Annotated in this window: 27 protein-coding genes and 1 riboswitch; of the genes, 15 read left to right on the top strand and 12 right to left on the bottom strand. The window is 43.7% G+C overall.

Features of this window, described 5'->3' with window-relative positions; translation table 11 throughout:
* Positions 1-25 precede the first annotated feature (25 nt).
* A complete protein-coding gene (locus tag AAAA78_RS01460) occupies positions 26-1,006 on the top strand; it encodes an NAD(P)H-quinone oxidoreductase (RefSeq protein ID WP_340589956.1) in 981 nt (326 codons plus the stop codon).
* On the opposite strand, the gene AAAA78_RS01465 is transcribed toward AAAA78_RS01460, so the two are convergent.
* Positions 999-1,724, bottom strand: a complete 726-nt coding sequence (locus AAAA78_RS01465; protein ID WP_340589957.1) for a helix-turn-helix domain-containing protein — start codon at positions 1,722-1,724, stop codon at positions 999-1,001. The two genes, AAAA78_RS01460 and AAAA78_RS01465, sit on opposite strands and share 8 nt — an antisense overlap.
* Before the next feature lie 91 nt (positions 1,725-1,815).
* Here AAAA78_RS01465 and AAAA78_RS01470 point away from each other — a divergent pair, with 91 nt between their 5' ends.
* Positions 1,816-3,090, top strand: coding sequence for an aminopeptidase P N-terminal domain-containing protein (locus AAAA78_RS01470; protein ID WP_340589958.1), 1,275 nt, complete (start codon positions 1,816-1,818; stop codon positions 3,088-3,090).
* Here AAAA78_RS01470 and AAAA78_RS01475 read toward each other — a convergent pair.
* Positions 3,073-3,978 carry a LysR substrate-binding domain-containing protein gene (locus AAAA78_RS01475; RefSeq protein WP_340589959.1) on the bottom strand — a complete coding sequence of 302 codons (906 nt, stop codon included), beginning with the start codon at positions 3,976-3,978 and terminating at the stop codon, positions 3,073-3,075. The two genes, AAAA78_RS01470 and AAAA78_RS01475, sit on opposite strands and share 18 nt — an antisense overlap.
* 99 nt (positions 3,979-4,077) lie before the next feature.
* Here AAAA78_RS01475 and AAAA78_RS01480 point away from each other — a divergent pair, with 99 nt between their 5' ends.
* The 3 genes from AAAA78_RS01480 to AAAA78_RS01490 are packed head-to-tail and all read left to right on the top strand — an operon-like array spanning position 4,078 to position 6,335.
* Positions 4,078-5,016 carry a YeiH family protein gene (locus AAAA78_RS01480; RefSeq protein WP_340589960.1) on the top strand — a complete coding sequence of 313 codons (939 nt, stop codon included), beginning with the start codon at positions 4,078-4,080 and terminating at the stop codon, positions 5,014-5,016.
* A complete protein-coding gene (locus AAAA78_RS01485; RefSeq protein ID WP_340589961.1) occupies positions 5,004-5,762 on the top strand; it encodes an extracellular solute-binding protein in 759 nt (252 codons plus the stop codon). The genes AAAA78_RS01480 and AAAA78_RS01485 overlap by 13 nt, the downstream gene beginning before the upstream one ends.
* A 6-nt stretch (positions 5,763-5,768) precedes the next feature.
* Positions 5,769-6,335, top strand: a complete 567-nt coding sequence (locus AAAA78_RS01490; protein WP_340589962.1) for a hypothetical protein — start codon at positions 5,769-5,771, stop codon at positions 6,333-6,335.
* Here AAAA78_RS01490 and AAAA78_RS01495 read toward each other — a convergent pair.
* Positions 6,327-8,399, bottom strand: a complete 2,073-nt coding sequence (locus AAAA78_RS01495) for a TonB-dependent siderophore receptor (protein WP_340589963.1) — start codon at positions 8,397-8,399, stop codon at positions 6,327-6,329. The genes AAAA78_RS01490 and AAAA78_RS01495 overlap by 9 nt on opposite strands.
* Before the next feature lie 30 nt (positions 8,400-8,429).
* A riboswitch (TPP riboswitch) is annotated at positions 8,430-8,528 on the bottom strand.
* A gap of 137 nt (positions 8,529-8,665) precedes the next feature.
* Here AAAA78_RS01495 and AAAA78_RS01500 point away from each other — a divergent pair.
* On the top strand, positions 8,666-8,944 hold the full coding sequence (locus AAAA78_RS01500; protein ID WP_295900157.1) for a GNAT family N-acetyltransferase: 279 nt from the start codon (positions 8,666-8,668) through the stop codon (positions 8,942-8,944).
* Here AAAA78_RS01500 and AAAA78_RS01505 read toward each other — a convergent pair whose 3' ends face one another.
* Entirely contained in the window at positions 8,945-10,180 is a 1,236-nt protein-coding gene (locus tag AAAA78_RS01505) for a multidrug effflux MFS transporter (RefSeq protein ID WP_340589964.1), read from the bottom strand.
* A gap of 203 nt (positions 10,181-10,383) precedes the next feature.
* Here AAAA78_RS01505 and AAAA78_RS01510 point away from each other — a divergent pair, with 203 nt between their 5' ends.
* Both AAAA78_RS01510 and tpx read left to right on the top strand, forming a co-directional pair.
* Positions 10,384-11,088: a transglycosylase SLT domain-containing protein gene (locus tag AAAA78_RS01510; RefSeq protein WP_340589965.1), complete on the top strand. Its 705-nt coding sequence runs from the start codon at positions 10,384-10,386 to the stop codon at positions 11,086-11,088.
* 43 nt (positions 11,089-11,131) lie between these two features.
* On the top strand, positions 11,132-11,635 hold the full coding sequence (gene tpx / locus AAAA78_RS01515; RefSeq protein ID WP_295900154.1) for a thiol peroxidase: 504 nt from the start codon (positions 11,132-11,134) through the stop codon (positions 11,633-11,635).
* Between the two features lie 50 nt (positions 11,636-11,685).
* On the opposite strand, the gene AAAA78_RS01520 is transcribed toward tpx, so the two are convergent.
* Together AAAA78_RS01520 and AAAA78_RS01525 are read right to left on the bottom strand one after the other, a co-directional pair.
* Positions 11,686-11,973 (bottom strand): hypothetical protein, encoded by a 288-nt coding sequence (locus AAAA78_RS01520; RefSeq protein WP_340589966.1) that lies wholly within the window; start codon positions 11,971-11,973, stop codon positions 11,686-11,688.
* A 104-nt stretch (positions 11,974-12,077) separates the two neighbouring features.
* The gene (locus AAAA78_RS01525) at positions 12,078-12,977 is read right to left on the bottom strand and encodes a LysR family transcriptional regulator (RefSeq protein ID WP_340589967.1); all 900 of its coding nucleotides are present in this window, start codon (positions 12,975-12,977) and stop codon (positions 12,078-12,080) included.
* 115 nt (positions 12,978-13,092) lie between these two features.
* Between AAAA78_RS01525 and AAAA78_RS01530 the strand changes: the two genes are divergently transcribed.
* Positions 13,093-13,851, top strand: coding sequence for an SDR family NAD(P)-dependent oxidoreductase (locus AAAA78_RS01530; protein WP_445291987.1), 759 nt, complete (start codon positions 13,093-13,095; stop codon positions 13,849-13,851).
* On the opposite strand, the gene AAAA78_RS01535 is transcribed toward AAAA78_RS01530, so the two are convergent.
* A complete protein-coding gene (locus AAAA78_RS01535) occupies positions 13,848-14,333 on the bottom strand; it encodes an RrF2 family transcriptional regulator (protein ID WP_340589969.1) in 486 nt (161 codons plus the stop codon). The two genes, AAAA78_RS01530 and AAAA78_RS01535, sit on opposite strands and share 4 nt — an antisense overlap.
* Positions 14,333-14,812 (bottom strand): carboxymuconolactone decarboxylase family protein, encoded by a 480-nt coding sequence (locus AAAA78_RS01540; protein ID WP_295900150.1) that lies wholly within the window; start codon positions 14,810-14,812, stop codon positions 14,333-14,335. Before AAAA78_RS01540 ends, AAAA78_RS01535 begins: the two co-directional genes overlap by 1 nt.
* Positions 14,813-15,027: 215 nt before the next feature.
* On the opposite strand from AAAA78_RS01540, the gene AAAA78_RS01545 reads away from it, so the two are divergent.
* Positions 15,028-15,480, top strand: a complete 453-nt coding sequence (locus AAAA78_RS01545; RefSeq protein WP_340589970.1) for an SRPBCC family protein — start codon at positions 15,028-15,030, stop codon at positions 15,478-15,480.
* Complete coding sequence (locus AAAA78_RS01550) at positions 15,464-15,784, top strand: ArsR/SmtB family transcription factor (protein ID WP_340589971.1); 321 nt, start codon at positions 15,464-15,466, stop codon at positions 15,782-15,784. Before AAAA78_RS01545 ends, AAAA78_RS01550 begins: the two co-directional genes overlap by 17 nt.
* Here the strand turns inward: AAAA78_RS01550 and AAAA78_RS01555 are convergent, their stop codons facing one another.
* A complete protein-coding gene (locus AAAA78_RS01555; protein ID WP_340589972.1) occupies positions 15,785-16,225 on the bottom strand; it encodes an OsmC family protein in 441 nt (146 codons plus the stop codon). It abuts the gene before it with no gap.
* A 56-nt stretch (positions 16,226-16,281) separates the two neighbouring features.
* Here AAAA78_RS01555 and AAAA78_RS01560 point away from each other — a divergent pair, with 56 nt between their 5' ends.
* Complete coding sequence (locus tag AAAA78_RS01560; protein ID WP_340589973.1) at positions 16,282-18,009, top strand: sensor histidine kinase; 1,728 nt, start codon at positions 16,282-16,284, stop codon at positions 18,007-18,009.
* A 36-nt stretch (positions 18,010-18,045) separates the two neighbouring features.
* Positions 18,046-18,438 carry a DoxX family protein gene (locus AAAA78_RS01565; protein WP_340589974.1) on the top strand — a complete coding sequence of 131 codons (393 nt, stop codon included), beginning with the start codon at positions 18,046-18,048 and terminating at the stop codon, positions 18,436-18,438.
* 44 nt (positions 18,439-18,482) lie between these two features.
* Here the strand turns inward: AAAA78_RS01565 and AAAA78_RS01570 are convergent, their stop codons facing one another.
* On the bottom strand, positions 18,483-18,932 hold the full coding sequence (locus AAAA78_RS01570; protein WP_340589975.1) for a winged helix-turn-helix transcriptional regulator: 450 nt from the start codon (positions 18,930-18,932) through the stop codon (positions 18,483-18,485).
* A gap of 76 nt (positions 18,933-19,008) precedes the next feature.
* Here AAAA78_RS01570 and AAAA78_RS01575 point away from each other — a divergent pair, with 76 nt between their 5' ends.
* Positions 19,009-19,467 carry an SRPBCC family protein gene (locus AAAA78_RS01575; protein WP_340589976.1) on the top strand — a complete coding sequence of 153 codons (459 nt, stop codon included), beginning with the start codon at positions 19,009-19,011 and terminating at the stop codon, positions 19,465-19,467.
* A 39-nt stretch (positions 19,468-19,506) separates the two neighbouring features.
* Here the strand turns inward: AAAA78_RS01575 and AAAA78_RS01580 are convergent, their stop codons facing one another.
* Complete coding sequence (locus tag AAAA78_RS01580; RefSeq protein WP_340589977.1) at positions 19,507-20,112, bottom strand: hypothetical protein; 606 nt, start codon at positions 20,110-20,112, stop codon at positions 19,507-19,509.
* Between the two features lie 222 nt (positions 20,113-20,334).
* On the opposite strand from AAAA78_RS01580, the gene AAAA78_RS01585 reads away from it, so the two are divergent.
* Positions 20,335-20,748 carry a DUF1801 domain-containing protein gene (locus AAAA78_RS01585; RefSeq protein ID WP_340589978.1) on the top strand — a complete coding sequence of 138 codons (414 nt, stop codon included), beginning with the start codon at positions 20,335-20,337 and terminating at the stop codon, positions 20,746-20,748.
* Here the strand turns inward: AAAA78_RS01585 and AAAA78_RS01590 are convergent, their stop codons facing one another.
* A complete protein-coding gene (locus tag AAAA78_RS01590; protein ID WP_340589979.1) occupies positions 20,749-21,117 on the bottom strand; it encodes a DoxX family protein in 369 nt (122 codons plus the stop codon).
* Position 21,118 lies beyond the last annotated feature (1 nt).

Here is a 21,118-nt window from a genome sequence, read left to right on the forward strand (position 1 = left end):
CTCATGCTCACAGATGAGGTGAACTATGCGCGTGATTGATATGAAAAATCCTGGTGACCCTGAAGTTCTCTACGTTCGTGAGCGTCCTCGCCCTGAACCAGCAGCCCATGACGTATTAATTGAAGTGCACGCGGCAGGCATCAATCGTCCTGACTGTGCTCAACGTCAGGGAACTTATCCGCCGCCTCCAGGAGCTTCCGATATTTTAGGATTGGAAGTTGCGGGGATAGTTGTCACCTGTGGATCTCAAGTTTCTCGTTGGAAAGTCGGTGACCGCGTGTGTGCACTGATCTCAGGAGGAGGATATGCCGAATATGTTGCAGCTCCCGAAGGGCAGTGTCTGCCAATTCCGAAAGATTTCGATATGATTCACGCAGCTGCCTTGCCGGAAACTTTTTTTACCGTGTGGACGAATGTTTTTGAAAGTGGGCGACTGCAAAAAGGTGAAAGCATCTTAGTTCATGGCGGGTCAGGTGGAATAGGTACAACTGCAATTCAAATGGCGCACACCCTGGGAGCAAAAGTTTTTACAACTGTCGGAAAGAAAGAATCTGTGGCTCCCTGTAAAGCTTTGGGTGCTGACCGAGTGATTCTTTATAAAGAAGAAGATTTTGTGACGGCTATTAAAGAAACGACTCAGGGCCGCGGTGTGGACGTGATTCTGGATATGGTTGGCGGAGATTATTTTATCCGCAATATTGAAGCTCTCGCGCCCTTGGGCCGACTGGTGCAGATAGCAACGATAAAAGGAACTCATGTCGAATTGGATTTAAGAAAAATGATGTTTAAGCGTTTAACTTTGACGGGTTCCACGTTGCGTGCGCGCTCCGTGGAAGAAAAAACGCGTATTGCCCAGGCTCTTGAGAAAAATATCTGGCCGCTTTTAAATCAAGGTCACATGAAGCCTGTGATTTATAAAACATTTCCCCTAGAACAAGCGCGTGAGGCTCACGAGTTAATGGAATCCAGTGCCCACACAGGTAAAATTGTTTTAGTCGTTAAATAGTGTCAAAAACCCCTTGAGGAGTAACCGCTATAAGTGCTGTGAAGCTTTTAAGCTCTTGCTTGCTCAAAGTGAGCTCTTCACTTTCAGAATCCTGAACGGCTTCATCTAAAACTTTGGAAAGTTTTTTAAGAAGATTTTGATAGGATTCTTGAGAGACCTTCATGGAAACCAGACGATGCAAAGAACTGTCGCATTTACCCGAAAGGGCTCGGTGCAAGGTCAGTTCAGACCACTCCTTGTTAAGAGTGCTAGCTAATTTAGATTTGTCAGACCATTTAAATTTACCGACGTGCTTTGCGCGGTACACGCCTTTGCGAGCTATGAGTAAATTCAACGAAACCAAACGATCCAAAATCTTTTTTAACTCGGCTTTTGTTAGATGTTGAAGACTTTCGATTTCGTGAGGCTCATACTTTTCAATCACAATACGCCAGTAGACGGCAAGCAAGCTGCGGTTTTTTAACAGCGCCTCTTCCTGCTGAGTTGTTAGAACGACTTCTGAAATTGATGTTCTTTCTGACAGAGAAAAAAGTTGGCCAGGCAAGATTCCTAGACAGTCGCATATCTGTAGGACCCGACGAAAAGAAATGTCTTTGGCGTTGAGCATTTTTTTGACTCCGGACTCTGTCATTTTCAATTGCTCAGCTAAATCCAGATAAGTCACGCCTCGCGCTTTAAGGGCTTTTTTGATGGCAGAAAGGTATTGCGAGTGTTCCATGGCCGTCTCCTGGGGTTCTTAAAAAGTACCTAAATAAGGTACTTTTTAATACTTTATTTAGAAAATTGTATCTTATACCTATACTCAAGAAATGGAAACAATGATTTATCAAAAAAGACGACAAGAATTAGGTTTAAAATACTCTCGAACGCTTTTTGTGATTTCTTCTGGAGATGAAGCGATGAGATCACATTCTGTAGCGTATCGACATAAGACGGCGGGGGACTTTTATTACCTCACTGGTGTTCATCTTCTTGGGGCGGTTCTCTTAGTTATTGGAAAAAAAACGTATTTTCTTTCGGATGCCAATGAGGCCACCGCTGTTTGGGATGACGGACATTCGTTAACAGCCGCGGATAAAGAAAAATTGCAAGACGTGAACTTTGAAAGTGTGGATAAACTTGCGGATATCATTCACAGCCATGCAAATGATTTCGATAGAGTTGCCTTGGCGATAGGACGCAATCAAAAGATAGATCAGACTCTTTTGAATACAATTTCTTATGAGAGTCGCCATCGCGGTCGTGTTTCTAATTTACCGTTAGCTCTTTGTGACTCGCGAACTCTTATTGGTACGATGAGGCTTGTTAAAGACAACCACGAGATTTCGCTAATGAAGGAAGCGGGTCACAGATCGTCTTTGGTGCACAGAGAGCTGATAAAGCAAAACTTTGTGAGAAAGTCCGAACGTGAGGTTGTAAGCTGGATTGAATCCCAATTCATGGCGCAAGGGATGCCGTGGACAGCTTATGAAAGTATCGCTGGCGCCGGTGAAAGATCGACGATCTTGCATGCCAGAGGAACGGATCGAATTCTTAACGAAGGTGAAATTGTTCTGATCGACGCCGGTGGGGAGTATCAAGGATATTGCGCCGATATTACGCGTGTTCTTCCGGTCGGGAAAAAATTTTCCGCTGAGCAAAAGACGATCTATCAAATCGTTTTAGATGCACAAAAAGCGGTTCTGGAAAATGTGAAGTCTGGAGTGACTTTAAAAAATTTGCACGAGATTGCTTTAATGCATCTTTCAGAGGGACTGCTTAAGATTGGATTTGCGAAAGACACCATTCAGGAGAAGCTTGGCAAGTTTATGCCGCATTCAACGTCTCATTGGATTGGCTTGGACGTTCATGATCCTTCTTCTTATGTGGATGATTCGGGAAATGCTTTAAAGCTGGCAGAAGGTATGTGCTTCACCGTGGAGCCAGGCCTTTACTTCCGCGAAGGAATCGGAGCGCCTTCGCAGTATTTAGGTATCGGTGTGCGTATCGAAGATGACGTTGTCGTGACAGCTACAGGAGCAGAACTTTTAACGTCCGTTCCTAAAGAAATATCAGAGATTGAAGAATTAAGAGCGGGTTTGTAGCCCGCTCGCAAATCGATAAAATTCTTGAGCTGACGGGGAAAGACCTCCTGAGGGCAAAGCCCAACGAAACATTCGAATCATTTTTAAGTCGGGCAATGGTACTGTGGTGATTTTCCCCAAAGCCATTTCATTTTGTACGGAAATGCGAGATAAAAATGAAACGCCTAATTCCGCAGCGACGGCCGATTTAATGGCACCGGCGCTTCCCATCTCAACCACTTCTTTAAAGTTCTTAATAGAGATGTTTCTTTTTTTAAATTCTCTTTCAATAATAGAGCGCGTGCCGGAGCCTGGTTCACGCATCAGTAATGGATAATTTAAAATATCTGGCGTTTTGCGAATGCTGGGTACCCACGCTGAAGGAACGACTAAAACCAATTCATCTTCAAGAAAAGGTTCCAAGTGAACAGAGGCCGCTCTCGCATGTCCTTCCACCAGACCCAGGGGAGCATGCTCTTCACGGACGAGATCTAAAACTTCTTCCGTGTTTTGAACCCGCAAGGAAACTTGAACTAGAGGATAACGCTTTTTAAAATCAGAAAGCAGAGAAGGCAAAACATAATCCGCAATTGTTGTGCTCGCGGCGATCATCAGCTTTCCTTTAGGCTCGTGTCCGCCTTCAATGTCTTGAACGGCATTGTTAATCAGAGAAAAAATTTGTTTTGCTTTGTCGTGAAACTTTTGTCCCTTTGCTGTCAATTCCACACCCTTTACAGAGCGCTTAAAAAGCTGAACGCCCAGAGCTTCCTCAAGCTGACGAATGTGCGAGGTCACGGACGGTTGTGAAATATGAAGGCTTTTGGCAGCGGCAGAAACTCGTCCCGCCTCCGCAACAGCGAGAAAGGTGGAAAGAAGCTCAGGATTAAAACGGAAATCATAGTTATTCATGATAAAAAATAATATCAGAAATTCTGATATGATATAAGGTAATAATATTAGTATTTGTGATAATTGTGAGTGAATATTGAAGCAAGTAAAGAGGTTTGTATGCTCGCTCAAATACTTATCCCCGCCGTCGCTCTTTTGTGTCTAGCCCCTTTTGTTTCTTCCGGTGTCGCGCTCTTAGCCGGCGTTGTTCTGGCGTTGTGGCTCGGAAACCCTTATCTTGATAAAACACGTAAAATCACGCACTCCCTTTTAGGTCTGTCTGTTATGGGAATGGGGGCCGGGATGAATCTAGAGGTCATCGGTAAAGTGGGTTTGCAGGGAGTTGGCTACACCGTTGCGGGCATTTCATTGGCTCTCGGTATGGGCGTTGTTTTAGGAAAACTCTATAAAACAGAAAAAGACACCTCCGTTTTGATTACCGTAGGCACGGCTATTTGCGGAGGCAGTGCCATTGCTGCCGTGGCTCCTGTTATCAAGGCAAAACATCATGAAGTGTCTGTGGCGTTAGGAACTGTTTTCATGTTGAATGCGGTGGCGCTGTTTATCTTCCCTCCGCTTGGGCACTTCTTTCATTTGTCGCAGACGCAGTTTGGTCTGTGGAGTGCACTTGCCATTCATGACACAAGTTCTGTAGTGGGAGCGTCGATGCAGTATGGGGCTGAGGCTCTGCAAGTTGGCACAACAGTGAAACTGGCGCGCGCTTTGTGGATCGTTCCTGTAGCGTTTTTTGTTGGCTACCTTTATTCCAAACAAAACGATGCAGGTCCTCGTCAAAAAGGGAAGAAGCCTTGGTTCATTTTGGGCTTTTTAATTGCCGCGGCTCTTGTAACTTGGATTCCGAGCCTTCAACCTGTAGGACATGTCGTGAATGAAGTCGCAAAAAGAATGCTGGTGTTAACTTTGTTTCTAATTGGGTTAAGCCTGACTCGCGATACTGTCCGCAGTGTTGGTGTAAAACCTTTTCTTCAAGGTGTTTCCCTTTGGATTGTGGTTGCAAGTGGAACTTTAGGCGCTATCCTTTTAGGATGGATTCATTAAAGGATTTAAAAATGTTTAAAGTTCTTTTGTTTTCAGTTTTGACTTCACTCACTGCTCAAGCAGAAACAACTCTTCAAGTGTTTGGTCCTGGCGGTCCGGCTCCGGCAATGAAAGCTTGTGCCGCCGCTTTTGAAAAAGAAAAAGGAATCAAAGTCAACGTGACATCAGGTCCTTTAGAGAAATGGTTGGGACAAGCTGAAACTGCGGATGTGTTTTATTCAGGCTCTGAAAATATGATGGACTCTTTTGCAGAGAAGATTCCTAATCTGGATGCACAGACAATAGAGACTCACTATTTAAGGCCCTCCGCTATTTTGGTTCGCCCTAAAAATCCAAAGAAGATTCGCGGCATCAAGGATCTGGTTGAAAAACCTTTGAAAGTCATAGTTGTCAATGGTGCGGGACAAGTGGGCATGTGGGAAGATATTGTTGGCGGACTTAAAAGTGCCAAAGCTTTAAATAAATTTCGCGCGAATATTGTTTTTGCCGCAAAAAATACCGGCGATGCTGAAAAGACATGGAAAGAAGATCCGTCCATTGATGCTTGGCTTGTATTTAATATCTGGGGAACACGCAATCTGGAAATCGCAGAGATTATTCCTACAGAGAAAAATCTGACAATCTACCGTTCTAGTGGAACGGCCCTTTCTAAGTCGACAAAACAAAAAGAAGCCGCTTTGCAGTTTATTGGTTTTGTAAAATCCAAAGAGTGCCGCAAATCTTTTGAAAAAGAAGGTTGGTTCTAAAAAAGCATGGCATGGTGGACTTGGGTAGCGCCTTTCGTTTTGGCGTTTGTCGCAAAAGTTTTGAGCTACCATTTTTTTTACTACGATGGATTTTTCTACGTCTATGGATCTTACGTCGTCTGTTTGCCATTATACTTTTTGTGGGGACCACGAGTTTTTCCAGGTCAACTTCTTGCGGAAGTTCTGACTTCAAATATCGTAGGCATTCGCGAGCCTGATATCATCTTCTTGCACGGTCTTGCTAATGCCGTGAAACCGCTTTTAGGTTATTACCTTTTTATCTGGCTTGGCGGTTGGAAAAGAAAAGAAACCATTGATCGTAATTTAATTTTTTTATTTGGAACGCTTTTAATTGCGACCTCCATTGCCAATTACGTTCTTGTCGGATTTCGTGTTGGCGTTGGTGATGTGACAGCAGGACAACTGCTGCCAAGAATTTTGAAGCAAACCTTGCGAGATTGTTTGTGGGGTTATTTCGTTAGCTATCAGGTTTTAAACTGGCTGGGACCGAAGCTTCGCCCTTACAATTTGTCTCGCTGGCCCCCGGATATCGCGAAAAATCCTTTAGAGTGATGCACTCATACTGAGATAAATGTTACGAGCTTCTCCGGGATACAGATAAATATGTCCGTACTGAGTTGGCGATTCTTTCCAGTAACGTTGATCAGTGATATTATCCACCGACAGCCGCCACAGCATTTTCATATCATCCCAAGTGTGAGCGTAAGAAGCTCCCAGATCCCAACGAGTCCACGCTGGAAGCATGATGCTATTGTCAGCAAGTACGGCACGCTCTCCTTCGTGAGATAGGCGTGTGTTTAAAGAAAGACCTTTGATTTCAAGAACTTTATAACCTAACTGCAGGCGAGCTGTTTGCTCTGGGACGTTGACGGGCTTTTTTCCGTTGAGATTTTTATCAAGAACACTATCTTTGCGAATGGCCTCGAGTTTCATTAAGGAGGTATTTATATCCCATCGTTCCCACTGTGAAGAAATTTGTGCTTCAAAGCCTTTGTGCTCAGCTTCGCCGTCAACTTGATAGCTGGGTTTCTGATCAATGACTTGAGGACGTGTGATTTGGAAAGCGGCGACATTCCAGTTGAGCTCTTTGCCTCCACGAAGTCCCACTTCGATTTGCTTGCTAACTACATCGGGAACAAATTCTCCACGGTGGTCATAACCGTCTTTGTTGGGAGTGACATAAGACTCCAGTCCCTGACCATAACTTGCATAGGTTAAAACATTTTCAAAATCATAAGAAAGAGCTACCCATGGCGTGGCAAAATTTTGTGTGTAAGAAAGAGCGCGTGATCCATCCGTACGGAAGCTTCCGCGGTTTAAGTTTGTATAACGAAGGCCCAACCAACTTTTCCATTTGCCCCACTGAGAGGTATCGGACAAAAAGAGTTCATAATTGGAAGTATCTCGATTGGTGTTTTCGTCATTCAAAACCGGATTCGCTGTGCCGATGCCGGTGCCTTGGACATTGCCCGTGCCTGCATAATTGTAAGCTTGTTTTTGAAAGTGCTCTCGCATAGAGCTGCCCACTATTCCGACGGAAATTTGATGTTGAAAGGCACCCGTTACGACACTGCCTTGGAGAGCGGTTTTTGCTGCATAAGTTTTGCGGCTTTCATTTTCACTGCGATAATCATAAAGGTCATACGTTCCATCAGAGCAATAGCGATCATAGTTATTCTCAGCGCTACATCCGAAAGGGTAAGCCAAGCGGTCACTGGTGGAAAGATCTTGAGCACCCGCGATCACAGTCCAACTCCACGGGGCTGACAGATTTTTGGTAAATTTCATCGTGCCGGTGAGGCCCTTAAACTCCACAGGTTCAGTCCAGGGTTGATTATTTAAATTCAAAGTTGGATCTGCCGGATCGGGAAGTTTATTTCCTAAGAGACTGAATCCGGCTTGGCTTGGTTGCGATCTTTCTGACCATTCGATTTCTGCTTCAATAAGATTGTTATTATCCAAACGCCAATCGCCCGCTAAAGCCACAAGAGTTCGTTGACCAGAAGTTTTCTTGAGCTGTGGTTCTAGATTTTCGTGTGCAAGGTTGACCCGATAGCCAAATTTTTTATTTTCACTTCGTCCGCCGAGATCAGCAGCCGTTAACAAATTTCCTCGTTCACTGACTTCAGTGTTTAGAATTCGTAGAGGTTTTTCCGTGGGTCGTTTTACGATATAGTTCACCATTCCTCCTGGTGAAGCAGCGCCGGCCTGAATGCCACTAAGCCCTTTTAAAATTTCAATGCGTTCTTTGTTATCAAGACCGATCGACGTTTCCGCACTGATAGGAAGGCCTTCTCTTAAAAAATTATAACGATTTTCAAGAGTGAAGCCGCGCACGGAAAGGTAATCCCAGTATCCCGTGGCATTGTAGCTATCTGTGGTTGAAGCGTCTATCAATGTGACATCAGAAAGACGGTGAAAGCCGTTGTCTGCCATTTCCTTTGAAGAAATAGAAATGGATGAAAGAGGAAGTTCTTTTTCGGGAGTGTCATTAAATCCAGAAACGTCCAGCGAGACAAGATCAGTGGATTCTGTAATTCGGATCGTTGAAATTTCCGATTGTGCACTTGCAAACGAAGTGTGGAGCAAAAGAACAAGCAATAATTTTTTTCCCATGGGTTCTCCTATGGCAGGAGAAAGTCATGGCAACACCATTACTTGCTTCCCTGCGCGAGCATTATCTCTTTCAGGTTCAAAGGGTGTTTCTCAGCCATCAATTTCTTGATAGCACCCCTAGCTTTCAGGCATGGGTTATGTGGCAAGTTTAAAGCCCAGTCAAATAATATTTCGGCCGAAGGTCTTTTGCCAGGAGGCAAGGGTTGGAGTTTTGCTTTTTTATCCAAGGGAGCAGAGAATGGAAGTACAAAAGAGGAGTTGTTCTTATGGAAATACAAAGAATCCAGGACAAAAAGTTTAGCGCCCAAGTGGAAGGCGGTGAAGCCGTTCTTCTTTATCGTCGCGGTCCACAGAACTCCATGGATATTCTTGGAGTCGAGGTTCCGCCACCGGCTCGCGGAAAAAATGTTGCAGATCAGCTGATGCGCGAAGCTTTACGCAAAGCCAAGGAGGAGCACGTAAAAGTGATTGCAAGCTGCTCTTACGCTGAAAGCTGGTTTGATAGACATCCTGAAGAAGAAGACATCATCTTTCATAACGAATGATTAATGCGCCATGATTCCGGTGTCTTCGGGGCCCACTTCTACTTTGTGGGAAATTTTTCTTGTTCCCCATACAAGTGTTCCTAGAGCTAAAAGTGAAGACACTGTGAAAATCGCTGCAATTGGTAAAAGCTGTTGAGCCTTTAAAATTCCAACGCTGACAGAAGCCAAAGCTCCGATTCCCATCTGTAAAAATCCGACAAGAGCAGAGGCGCTTCCTGCGTTTTTCGCAAAAGGTGCCAAAGCTAAAGCCGCGGCGTTGGGATTTGCAAGGCCTGCGCAAGAAAGATAGCAGAATAAAATTCCAATAGTGCCCGCAATTCCATACCATCCACTTAAAGCTCCAGCGAAAAACGCAAAACCCATCAGAGTGAGTCCGCCCAAAGCCGCTAGCAGAACTTTTTCATTGCTGAATTTGCGCAGCAAAACGATGTTAAACTGGCTGGCTCCGATAAATCCCGCAGCTAATAAAGCAAAGATCCATCCGTAAACTTGCTCGCTGACTTTAAAGATCTCCATAAAAATTGTTGGGGAGGCTGCAAGATAAACGAAAAGCCCGGAGAACGCTAAAGCCCCTGCTACTGAGTATGTGTAAAACTGTGGATCTTTGATGATTGAAAGATAATTTTTTAAAATGAGTCCCGGATGCAACGAATGAGATTTGTCAGGCTCGTATCCGTGCGGCAAATAGAAAATCGAAATGCCTAACATTAAAACGCCAATCACAGTGAGTACGACAAAAACAGACTGCCATCCAAACGCCGTTGCAAGATAACCACCGGCTGTCGGAGCCAGAAGCGGGGAAACGCCCAGAATCAGCATAAGCAAAGAAAAAACTTTCGCACTTTCTTTGGGCGAAAAGAAATCGCGCACCATAGCCATTGCCGCGACATTCGCAGCGCAACCACCAAGTGCTTGAATGAAACGGAAGGCAACAAGTGTATCGACGGAATGAGAAGTTAAGCAGCCGATGGTCGCTAAAATATAAACGAGAAGACCAATATACAAAGGCTTTTTACGACCGAATCGATCTAGCAGGGGTCCGTAGAAAAGTTGACCGACAGCAAGACCTACGAAATAACTTGAAAGAGATAAAGACACTTCAGCAACGCTCGTATGCAGGCTCTCTGCCATCTTCGGGAATGCCGGCAGATACATGTCGATAGAAAAAGGACTTAGAGCTGTGAGTGCTCCTAGAACTAGGATCAAAGAAAAATTGCTATGTTTAGTGGAATTCAAGAAGGACCTCACGCGCGTGCGGTTTGAATTAATGTAACTTTTATAGATACATTAATAGACAGTGTCAACAACTATTTTGGACTCTCGTCGGGATCGTTGGCTTTGCGAACAGAAAATATTCAATTTCTCGAATGAAAGAGGGCTAAAATTTCGACAGTTTTTTCAACAGTAAAGCACGGTGATTTTCTGCCGATGCGGTACTTATGAAAAACACCACATACAAAATCACAATTTTAATGGCTAGTTTACTAATCACAAACACAGCGTGCTCGATGGCGCAAAGACCACCGACGACTTCGGATTCGTCTTCAAATTCTTCGACGGAAACTCCTCAGCCACCATCGACATCTGTAGACCCTCTACGTGAAGTGATCCCCCTCTGGGAGAGCAAAACATCCAAAGGAAAAGAGTGGACGGCTCACGTTGATCGCGAGTTGGATAAGCTTGGACAAAATTTATTAGACGTTATTCCAGCAGATGCGAGTTTGTTTTGTCCGAAATACAAAAATCTCTCTTATGCTCAACGCAAACAGTACTGGACGTTTTTGATTTCTTCGATGGTTCGTTTTGAGAGTAATTTCAACACCAATTCTTCGTACACAGAATCATTCACAGACAGCAGCGGCAAACGCGTTGTCAGTCGAGGCCTTTTGCAAATCTCAATTGAAAGCGGCAATGCCTATGGTTGCGGATTTAAAACAGCGCAAGACCTTCATGATCCATTAAAAAATTTAAGCTGTGGTGTTCGTATCTTAGACCGTTGGGTCGGTCGCGATGGGCGTATCGCAGGTAAAGTGAGTGATGCTTGGAGAGGTGGGGCGCGTTATTGGTCTGTACTGCGTGCGGGCGATAAAACTTCGTATAAATCCATTGTGAGTTGGAGCCAGAATCTTTCAATTTGCAAGTAAACCAAGAACAGGTATTGTTGATCCATCTCTAAAGGAGTTTGCAATGGCGAAAATCACACTTAAAGGAAATGCAGTCAATACATCGGGTCAACTTCCTGAAAAAGGATCTGCAGCAAAAGATTTTAAACTCGTGAAAAACGATTTGTCTGAAGTGACATTGTCTTCTTACGCGGGAAAGAAAAAAGTTCTTAATATTTTTCCAAGCGTTGATACAGGAACTTGTGCAGCCTCAGTAAGAAAATTCAATCAAGAAGCGGCAAAGCTTAACAACACTGTTGTTTTGAATATCTCTGCAGATCTTCCATTTGCGCAAGCTCGCTTCTGCGGTGCTGAAGGTATCAAAAACTGCGAGACGATTTCTTCTTTCAGAAGCTCTTTCGGTAAAGACTGGGGTTTGCAGATCGAGGATTCTCCTTTGGCGGGTCTTCTTTCCAGAGCGGTTGTAACACTTTCTGAAGACAACAAGGTTCTATACTGTGAACAAGTGTCTGAAATCGTAAATGAACCAAACTACGAAGCGGCTTTGGCTTCCGTTGTTGGTAAATAGATTTTCAAAAGAACCGCGCGGATGAAAGCGTCCGACGCGGTTTGATTTTCTTATTCCTCATGCATCATTTTATCGTGCATCATCATTGGACAACCTTCTTTTCCCATGTCCTTGCATGACGTTTTCATTTCAGCCCGACAATCATTGACAGCTTTATTGGAGCGCAGACACGTCGCCATATTTTCGTGCATCTTCGCCATATTTTCACGTTGAGTGGTCGTCCACTCCATCTTCTCCATTTTTCCCATTTTTGTTTTTGAGCTTTTATCTCCCGCCGCGTGAGCAAATGAACCGCTAAGAGAAACTGCCAATACAGTTGCAAAGAAAATGATTTTCATACTTCATCCTTTCAAAAAAATTTGTTTTAAAAAAAGATTAAATCTGTCTTTTAGAAAAAGAAGAGCTAAGTAAGAAAAATGAAAAAATGCAAAAGCGGATTGTGCTAATCGACGTAATCGTTCATCAAGCCTTGCACCCAATCCATAAAGAGTTGCACACGTTTGGCAAGATTTCGACGGTGAGGATAGACCAGAGACACGGGCATTGGTTCCGCGCGCAACTTAGGAAGAACCTCGATGAGTTTTTCCTCTTTGAGTAAAGATTTTACGCCAACCACCGGCACCTGAATGATTCCCATGCCTGCCAGGCAGGCCGACGTGTAAGCATCAGTATTGTTAACGGCAACGGAGCCTTTCATTTTTATAGTTCGATATTTTTCGCCATCAAAATACTCAAATCCATCAGGTTTTGAACCCAGAATCGGAACATAATGGATCAGTTTGTGGTTCGTTAAATCTTCAAGTTTTTTGGGTCGTCCATTTTTTTCCAAATAGGTGGGACTTGCACAGTTGATAAGAGTAAGTTTTCCAAGAGGCCTTGCGATCAAACCGGAGTCATTGAGATGACCAACGCGAATGACACAGTCAAAGCCTTCACGGATAAGGTCTACTCTTCTGTCAGAACAGCTAAATTCGATCTCGACATTTGGATACTTATCCATAAATTCCGGCATTCGAGGCAGAACAAGACTCCTTGCGATTCCGACTCCCATATCTACGCGAATTCTTCCGGTTACACTGCCTGAGTTTTTGCGAAACATGGACTCGGTTTCTTCCACATCGGCCAAAAGATCTTTGCAGCGCTCATAAAAGCTTAATCCATCTTGAGTCATTTGAACTTTTCGTGTCGTTCGATGCAAGAGCCGCACGCCTAAAGAGGATTCCAACTGCTGGATGTTCGTTGAAACGGTGGCTTTTGGTACGCTCAGGCTTTCAGCTGCTTTCGTAAAGCTTTCTAGCTCAGCCACGCGAACGAAAATTTGCATGCTATTGAATCGGTCCATAAGACTTCCTCTGGGATTGTTCAGATTTAATGAACAGTGTAGTCAAAAAATCCATATTTATCAAACTTTTCGGAATAGCTAAAATAAACTCGTAACAGTGAATGAACAAAAGGAGATCTTTATGAAAATCGCATTGGTTACAGGGGCAAGTCGAGGTTTGGGGAGAAGTGCGGCTTTGGCGCTCGCTCAAAGAGGTGTAGACGTTATTCTTACTTATAACAGTAAAAAGAAGGAGGCCGAAGAAGTAGTGGCCGAGATCAAGAAGCTGGGCCGCAAAGCCGTTGCTTTGCAGTTAGATGTTTCAAAGAGTTCCACCTTCACAGGTTTTGCAAAATCCATTCAAGAAGTTTTGCTGACTCACTGGAGCGCAAAAAATTTTGATTATCTGGTAAATAACGCGGGCATTGGTATCAATGCATCGTTTGCAGAAACCACGGAAGAACAATTTGATGAACTGATGAATATTCATTTGAAAGGACCATTCTTTCTGACGCAAAAACTTTTACCTCTTATGAACGACGGAGGAAGAATTATTAACTTTTCCTCCGGCTTAGCGCGCTTTGCTTTGCCAGGGTACGCCGCTTACGGCGCCATGAAGGGTGCTATCGAAGTTTTAACTCGATATATGGCAAAAGAATTAGGAACTCGCGGTATTACGGTTAATGTCATCGCTCCAGGACCTATCGCGACTGATTTTGGAAATGGAAAAGTCAGAGACGACAAAAACATCAACAACTTTTTAGCTTCGCAGACTCCATTGGGACGAGTTGGCGTGGCAGAAGATATTGGCCCTTTGGTGGCGCACCTTTTGTCTGATGAAACCAGATGGATGACAGCTCAGAGAATCGAAGCTTCAGGCGGAATTTTTATTTAACGTCGCGAAGACAGCCACTCGGCACTGCGCTGAAGAATTTCTTGAGGCACGGTTTCAGTCACTTCTTTGGCAAGTATTTCCAGAGTGATAGACTGAAGCTCTTTTCTCCAGGCATCGTCAGCGCGGTTCATGGCTTGCGCGACCACGCAGACACCTGAAATTTTGTCGGACTTTTTTAAGCAGGGATTATTTTTACGAATCTCCATGCAATTAAAAGTCCGACGTCGGCCTTCAACGGCCTCTACGATATCTAAAAAAGAAATATCTTTGGGATGTTTTGCAAGTCGATAACCACCTGTCGGGCCGAGTGTTGTTTGCACAAGGCCCGCTTGCGCCAAAGATTGCAGAGCTTTGGAAAGATATTCCTTCGGAACTCCATGAAACTCCGCCAGGTCTTTGGTTGAAATGTACTGATCCGGAGGAAGTCCCGTTAGCACACTGCAACAATGAAGAGCCCATTCGACCTGATTGCGAAGTACCATTATACCAATCCTATTTTATCCACTCCGAAAATTTTATCTAGGGAGCCGGGTTTGTTTCTGAAGGCCACGCCGAAGCGATTCCACATGTTTATAATACCGATTGCAAAGGTCAAATCAGAAAGTTCTTTTTCAGAGAAGAAAGTGCGAGCTTTGTCGAACTCCGCATCTTCAACACCTTTGGAGTTAAAGCGAGTCAGTAATTCAGCCCACTCCAATGCGGCTTTCTCTTTCTCGGTAAACAAATTGGATTCATGCCATATCGACAAATGATGGATGCGCAGTTCCCGTTCACCTAAAGTGCGGGCCTCTTTGATGTGAAGATCTAAGCAGAACAAACAACCATTGAGTTGAGAGACGCGAATTTTCACTAGCTCAATCAAACTGCGATCAATGGAATAATTTTTTTGCGTTTCACTGAGTGCAAGTAAGCTTTGATATGCTTCTGAAGACAACTGTGGATAGTTTAAACGAATGCTCACGGCAGACCTCTTTCTGTTAATTAAGGATATTATATGTCCTTAATTGGGCATGACGCAAGGTCTTCTTTATTTACTCGTAACGTACTAATTTTATTAAATATTTATATATCATTTCGATTTTCGGTTGTTTGTGTTTTTGCAATAAAAGGTCTATATGCAACTTAAATGTTGCATATTTATAGTTACAAGTTATTATGCATCCAGGAGGTTGCGTAATGGAAAATCGTATTGAAAAAAAGATTGAACTCAAAGCTCCTGTTGCCCGAGTTTGGAAAGCTCTTACGGATCACCGTGAATTTGGTGAATGGTTTCGCGTAAAAATTGAAACTCCTTTTGTAGCTGGCAAACCGGCCGTGGGGCGCATCTTGTATCCGGGTTATGATCATCTAAAGTGGGAAGTCATCATCCAAAAAGTGGAGCCAGAAAGATATTTTTCCTTCACTTGGCATCCTTACGCTGTAGAGTCGGACATTGATTATTCAAAAGAAACTCCGACTCTTGTGGAATTTCATCTGGAAAAAACTGCCCGCGGAACGCTGCTGACGGTGACAGAGTCTGGTTTTGAAAAAATACCTGCAGATCGACGTGCGTTGGCGTTCAGAATGAACGACGGCGGATGGGCTGAGCAAATGAAAAATATTGAGGCTTATCTTGCGCAGAAATCATAGCGCTGCTGAAGTTTTTGCGGCTTTAGGAGACGAAACGCGCCTTTATCTGGTGAAAAAACTCATCGACGGTGAATCGCATTCGATTTCAGACCTTGCGGAGAATTCAAAAATCACTCGGCAGGCTGTCACGAAGCACTTGCGTGTTCTTCAGGATGTGGGACTTGTGAAAAGCACCCGTTTAGGACGAGAAACTCTTTTTGAACTGGACGCTCGTCCGCTTCGCGATATGCAAGAATATTTGAATTTGATCTCAAGCCAATGGGATGAATCTCTTCATCGTCTAAAGGCTTTCGTTGAAAGTTAACTATTCAAAATGAACCTGATCTTCGGCCACTTTTTCGTTGTTAACGTGAACGGTGTAATAGATTGGGCAAGCTTTGGAAAGCATGGCTGCGGTTCCGCTGTACTGATGAGTTGAACGCTTGGCCGCTTCAATGACCTTGGCGGGATCTACAGAGGCTCCGTTTACAAAATAGCTCAAATCAATACGTGAAAAGACTTTGGGATGTTTGTCGGTCAAAGGAGCTTTTGCTTCCAACTCAAGACTGTCATAAGTCACTTGGAACTTTGCCAATAAGTCGATGACGTCGGTGCCGGTGCAACCGCAGAGAGCTGAAAGAATAAGTTCTTTGGGTGACGGACCTTGGGCCTTCACCTCTGGCGGAGTCACATCGATGTCTCCGTGCATTCCTCGAACGTCAAATTGGAAATGGTGTCCGTCTAGTTTTTTTATTCTTGCCCGCATAAGTCCCTCTCTAGGGAAAGTTTGAATGAAGTTGGGAAACATGTAAAAATATTTTCATGTTTCTTGTGACATATTGTTCAATCATCCTGACATTAGTTCTCTGTGCCGTCCTGGCTGTAAAGATCTGGCCCTATAGACGATCTTTTTTGCATCGAGTTCTTTTGGTCAATCAGGTTATCTACGTCCTTTGGATGTTCTTGCTTTTACTTATCTTCGTTGTTGATGATTTCGAGACGCGAGCATTTTTAACGAAACTTCGCCCTGTCTTGGTGGCAATTGTGCCGCCGAATTGGTTTTTGATGGCATGGGTTGTCTTTTATCGGGAACACTGGGAGAGGTGGAAAAAATGGACATTTCTTCTTTATGTCATTCCTGTTCTTACCATCGTTTTTTCGATTGCAGCTCTGCTAAATCTTCCGTTTGCAGGGAACCTAATACTTTATAATTTTGCCGAAATGCCTGGAAACTTCGGTTTTCTCCGTTACAGCTTCGGTCCGATTATGTTTATTTTCCTGAAGTATTCCATCTTCTGTTTGGCAGGAATCTATATTTTTTATTTTCTCACAATCTTTCAGAAGAAAGGTGTGATGCGAAGATACGCCATTCTTTTTGCCCTGGGCGGATTGTTTCATATTAGCAAAGAGATTTACGCTCGCTACATCATCAAAGACATGTTCATGATGCAATTAAGTTCGGCATATGCATGGCCAATGGCTTTCATGTTCTATTTTGTTGTGACTCGTTTGGAATTCTTAGACATCAAGACTTTGGCGCAAGAACGTGTGTTTAAAGATCTACCCAGTCCCGTGATCACTTTGACCGCGCGAGGGGAGCTTTGGGATTTGAATCACGCGGCTTACCAGCTTTTGAATTTACATAATCGAGATCTTGGCAAGCCGGCCCGAAATTATAAAACTCTCGAAAAAATCATGGAAAATCCTGATACGGTAGAGATTTCCGATAAAACTTATCAGATTTTCTATCACGGCATTAAAGATTCCACCGGAGAACATAAAGCTTCGGTTTACGTCTTAAATGACGTGGATCGAATCATGGAACTGTATCGAGATTTGGAAGAAAGTAACGCGATCTTGCGCGAACTCAACACCGAGATTCTGCGAATGACGGATTTCAACCGTCGCATCCAGGCCGTTCTTTCTCACGACATGACGGGAGCCTTATCCTCGGTCAATATTCTTTTGCGTAACACTCGTGAGCTTGCGGAAGAAAAACAGCAGCAGGACTTGGTTTCGAAGTTGGAAACAATTCAGCAGGCAAACTATGGAGCTGTTTTGCTTTTAAGAAATATTCTGGCTTGGACTCAAGACGAAGACCATCTTGAGACGCAAGATCTTGAAGCTTGTTTGGATGCGGCTTGGTCGCAATTGTCGCCGCAGACCTTGCAAAAAAATATACAATTGCAAAAAACAATTCCTACGAAAGGTCTCAGTGTTAAGTGTTCTCGCTTTGCGATCGAATCTATCTTTAGAAACCTTTTATCCAATGCCATCCGTTACAGCCCGTCACAGTCACTCATTGAAGTTTCATTGTTCGCCAGAGAGAACTTCGTAGAGATCCTGATTGCCGATAAAGGAAGGGGTATGACGGCAGAAACAGTAAACCAAATTCTCAACCGGGGCCGCCAAAAGCAAATCGGTGAGGAGGGTTTTGGCTTGGGTATGAACTTCACTTTAGGGTTTATCGAAAAGATCCATGGGCAGATTTCTATCGATTCGAGCATTGATCACGGTACGACTGTAAGAGTTTTGTTGCCGACGTCCTAAAATTATCGTGAGATATAGAAAAGGAGACTTTTCATCATGAAAGCCAAACTGCCACTGATTGCACGTATTCTTTTGGGTCTGATCTTTTTTGTATTCGGCCTAGCGGGACTTTTTAATTTGATCCCACCTCCACCAGATCTTCCAGAGCGTCTTATGACTTTCAATACAGGTCTCGCTGCTTCCGGTTACTTCTTCGTACTTTTGAAGCTTACAGAAAGTATTTGTGGTCTTCTTCTTTTAATAGGTTGGTTTGTGCCGTTGGCCCTCGTGGTTCTTGCGCCGATTGTGTTGAACATTTTCCTTGTTCACTCATTCATGGCACCAAGTGGAGTTCCCTTGGCTCTTGTCATCGGACTTTTGCTGATTTATCTCGCGTTCTTTGCTCAACCTTACTCTGCAACCGTAAAACAGTTGTTTAAGCGTAAATAGTTTTAAGCAAATGAAATGAAGAAGGCACGGGTTTCTGTGCCTTTTTATTTTTCTAAGTAGTCTTTCACAATGGCTTCGCCACGAAGGACTTTTTCGCGGACCTCAGAGCTAATTTTTCGATTGTTTTTTTTGATAAGCTCTACCAGTTTCGGAATACGGTGAGCTTCGGAACGTCGATCATACTTGGCACTCCATAAAACCATTTCAAATAACAGTGGAATTAAGTCCAAACCTTTTTCCGTTAGGGAATAGGAATCTTTTCTGGCATCTTCTGCACTGGGTTCTTTTTTTAGAATGCCGTTTTCCAGAAGCTGCTCTAAGCGAGAGGCAAGAATATTCGTGGCAAATCCCTCTTCGGATTTAAGAAATTCGCCATAAGTTCTTTTTCCTCGAAAGACGATGTCTCTAAGAATAAGAAGAGTCCACTTGTCACCAAAGGCTTCCAGTCCAAAGTTGATCGGACAGTGAGAGCGCAATTGTTTCTTTTTTACCATGTTGAGACTAGTTTAGGAAATTCACTTGCAAAAAGCAAGTAAAATATCTTACCTTCAAAATATGAAGGAGTTATCTATGGCAAATATTATTCATAGAGTCGGTATTAAGGCGCAGGTTCACGATGTTTATAAAGCATTGACGACATTAGAAGGTCTTTCCAATTGGTGGACACGCGAAGTTTCTGGAGCTGCAGAAGAAGGTAAAGAAATCGTCTTTGTCTTCAAAACTCCTTCAGGGGAAGTGAAGGGCTCTATGCGTATGAAAGTGATGAAACAGTCTCAAGATCGTACAGTGCAGTGGCGTTGTACAGAAGGTCCGGCGGAGTGGATCGGCACAGACATTACGTTTGATCTTTCCCAAGAAGGTGAATACGCCATCGTTCTTTTCGGTCACCGTAATTGGAAAGAAGAAGTCGAGTTCATGGGTCACTGTAGTACAAAGTGGGCGATCTTTATGATGAGCCTTAAGGACCTCATTGAAAAAGGCAAAGGTCAGCCTTCACCTATTGATGTGAAGATTGATAACTGGAATTAAAAAAGGAAGGAGAACTTTCCTCTCCTTCCTTAAGTCTTGTTACTTTACGATCTGCGCACAGGAAGAATCGTCAACTTTCGTTACGATAGTTTTCGTTCGCTGTGCGTTTTGTTCTCCGATACCATGCAGATTCAAAATCTCGTAGTAATCATCGGCTTTCATGCAAACCGCCGTTGAGCTGTCCATCACACCATTTGGATATTTCCAGAAATAAGATTGAGCATCGACAGTCGTGATTTCATAGTGGATAAGTCCGTCGCTCGGTAGAGATTGTTTCCATTGATTTAAAGCATCAGCGCAAATAGCTGGAGTTGCATCGTAAACTCCGGGGTCTCTGGGAAGGTGAGCTGATAGACCTAATCCATAATCAGAATAATTTAAAGCATTTGGTGCTAAGAGCGGGAAAACGACACGGAATCGACATTGATGTCCTGGAATTTCATCGACCGTGTCGGCGCCGCAGTCATAAGATGTATCTGGATCGCAAGCAGGTGGGCGCCATTCAACAGTAAACGACGCCTGTATTTCACCTTGAGCAAAAGTGCCCGTCTTGCGTGAAACAACAATTGTTTCCGCAGCAAAAGCCGAATGCGAAAACGAGATCGCTAGTAAAAAAATTGTGAGAGTGGATTGTTTGTAAGACACAGAAACCTCCTGGCAAATGCCGTTAATGAGGTTTCTTTCATCCTTTGATTTTTGCGGATCTGGCCGGGAAAGAAACGGCAAGACATCCAGATCCAACATCAAATTCGTGATCCTTATACCCTAGGCGCCATTTTAATGAAATAGGGTTCTGCGGAGCGCTGAAAACAATTCAACTTTGTAGCGAACAAAGGGTATTGTTAAAGTCATCTGTGGAGCTAACTTATGAAAAAAACTGACTCATCTAAAGACCTTTCTCCTGCAAAAATGATCGACGCAAGAATCAAAGAACTTGGTGACTGGCGCGGTAAAATGCTGAGTCAAATCCGCAAAATCGTTAAAGCGGCTGAGCCGGATATTGTTGAAGAGTGGAAGTGGAGAGGGGTTCCCGTGTGGGAATACAATGGGATCATCTGCACTGGTGAAACCTATAAGAGTGTCGTGAAGATGACTTTTGCCAAAGGCGCTTCTTTGAAAGATCCTTCGGGACTTTTCAACTCAAGTCTTGAAGGTAATACAAGACGCGCAATTAATTTTAAAGAGAGTGACAAGATCAATGAAAAAGCCTTGAAGGCTCTTATTAAAGAAGCCGTGACTCTGAATTCCACAAAAAAATCCAAAGCCAAAGCTACTAAATAATTAGAACGGTTTTAAAACAAGTCGGCCATAGGCGATGAACGCGCAGATGGCTACAACGACAAGCCAGTAAACCATTGGACCAAAATTTCCTTCGTCGGAAGCAAGGTGCAACCCGCAGAAGAGAAGCATTTCGGCTGCGATGATGATTGCACCCACAGAAGCTGAAATTCCCCACGACTTATTTAAGACAGGAAGAATTAAAAGCACGCTGCAAATAAGTTCAAGAATGGCCATTCCCATCCAAACTCCAGAGGGAATTGCTTTTAGGGACGGCATTGTTTGTTCTGCAGAATGCGAAAACTTCCACACAGCACCAACGGCTGTATGTAGAGCTAAAAGAACCTGAAGAATCCATAAGAAAATATTCATT

The sequence above is a fragment of the Bdellovibrio sp. BCCA genome (assembly GCF_037996825.1).
Lineage (GTDB): Bacteria > Bdellovibrionota > Bdellovibrionia > Bdellovibrionales > Bdellovibrionaceae > Bdellovibrio.

Excerpts from the sequence above, each read along its gene's own strand:
- AAAA78_RS01520 (WP_340589966.1), bottom strand. The coding sequence starts at position 11,973 with ATGAAAATCATTTTCTTTGCAACTGTATTGGCAGTTTCTCTTAGCGGT.
- AAAA78_RS01555 (WP_340589972.1), bottom strand. The coding sequence starts at position 16,225 with ATGCGGGCAAGAATAAAAAAACTAGACGGACACCATTTCCAATTTGAC.
- AAAA78_RS01460 (WP_340589956.1), top strand. The coding sequence starts at position 26 with ATGCGCGTGATTGATATGAAAAATCCTGGTGACCCTGAAGTTCTCTAC.
- AAAA78_RS01525 (WP_340589967.1), bottom strand. The coding sequence starts at position 12,977 with ATGGACCGATTCAATAGCATGCAAATTTTCGTTCGCGTGGCTGAGCTA.
- AAAA78_RS01545 (WP_340589970.1), top strand. The coding sequence starts at position 15,028 with ATGGAAAATCGTATTGAAAAAAAGATTGAACTCAAAGCTCCTGTTGCC.
- AAAA78_RS01585 (WP_340589978.1), top strand. The coding sequence starts at position 20,335 with ATGAAAAAAACTGACTCATCTAAAGACCTTTCTCCTGCAAAAATGATC.
- tpx (WP_295900154.1), top strand. The coding sequence starts at position 11,132 with ATGGCGAAAATCACACTTAAAGGAAATGCAGTCAATACATCGGGTCAA.
- AAAA78_RS01480 (WP_340589960.1), top strand. The coding sequence starts at position 4,078 with ATGCTCGCTCAAATACTTATCCCCGCCGTCGCTCTTTTGTGTCTAGCC.
- AAAA78_RS01565 (WP_340589974.1), top strand. The coding sequence starts at position 18,046 with ATGAAAGCCAAACTGCCACTGATTGCACGTATTCTTTTGGGTCTGATC.
- AAAA78_RS01490 (WP_340589962.1), top strand. The coding sequence starts at position 5,769 with ATGGCATGGTGGACTTGGGTAGCGCCTTTCGTTTTGGCGTTTGTCGCA.
- AAAA78_RS01575 (WP_340589976.1), top strand. The coding sequence starts at position 19,009 with ATGGCAAATATTATTCATAGAGTCGGTATTAAGGCGCAGGTTCACGAT.
- AAAA78_RS01510 (WP_340589965.1), top strand. The coding sequence starts at position 10,384 with ATGAAAAACACCACATACAAAATCACAATTTTAATGGCTAGTTTACTA.
- AAAA78_RS01465 (WP_340589957.1), bottom strand. The coding sequence starts at position 1,724 with ATGGAACACTCGCAATACCTTTCTGCCATCAAAAAAGCCCTTAAAGCG.
- AAAA78_RS01500 (WP_295900157.1), top strand. The coding sequence starts at position 8,666 with ATGGAAATACAAAGAATCCAGGACAAAAAGTTTAGCGCCCAAGTGGAA.
- AAAA78_RS01495 (WP_340589963.1), bottom strand. The coding sequence starts at position 8,399 with ATGGGAAAAAAATTATTGCTTGTTCTTTTGCTCCACACTTCGTTTGCA.
- AAAA78_RS01470 (WP_340589958.1), top strand. The coding sequence starts at position 1,816 with ATGGAAACAATGATTTATCAAAAAAGACGACAAGAATTAGGTTTAAAA.
- AAAA78_RS01475 (WP_340589959.1), bottom strand. The coding sequence starts at position 3,978 with ATGAATAACTATGATTTCCGTTTTAATCCTGAGCTTCTTTCCACCTTT.
- AAAA78_RS01560 (WP_340589973.1), top strand. The coding sequence starts at position 16,282 with ATGTTTCTTGTGACATATTGTTCAATCATCCTGACATTAGTTCTCTGT.
- AAAA78_RS01590 (WP_340589979.1), bottom strand. The coding sequence starts at position 21,117 with ATGAATATTTTCTTATGGATTCTTCAGGTTCTTTTAGCTCTACATACA.
- AAAA78_RS01535 (WP_340589969.1), bottom strand. The coding sequence starts at position 14,333 with ATGGTACTTCGCAATCAGGTCGAATGGGCTCTTCATTGTTGCAGTGTG.
- AAAA78_RS01485 (WP_340589961.1), top strand. The coding sequence starts at position 5,004 with ATGGATTCATTAAAGGATTTAAAAATGTTTAAAGTTCTTTTGTTTTCA.
- AAAA78_RS01570 (WP_340589975.1), bottom strand. The coding sequence starts at position 18,932 with ATGGTAAAAAAGAAACAATTGCGCTCTCACTGTCCGATCAACTTTGGA.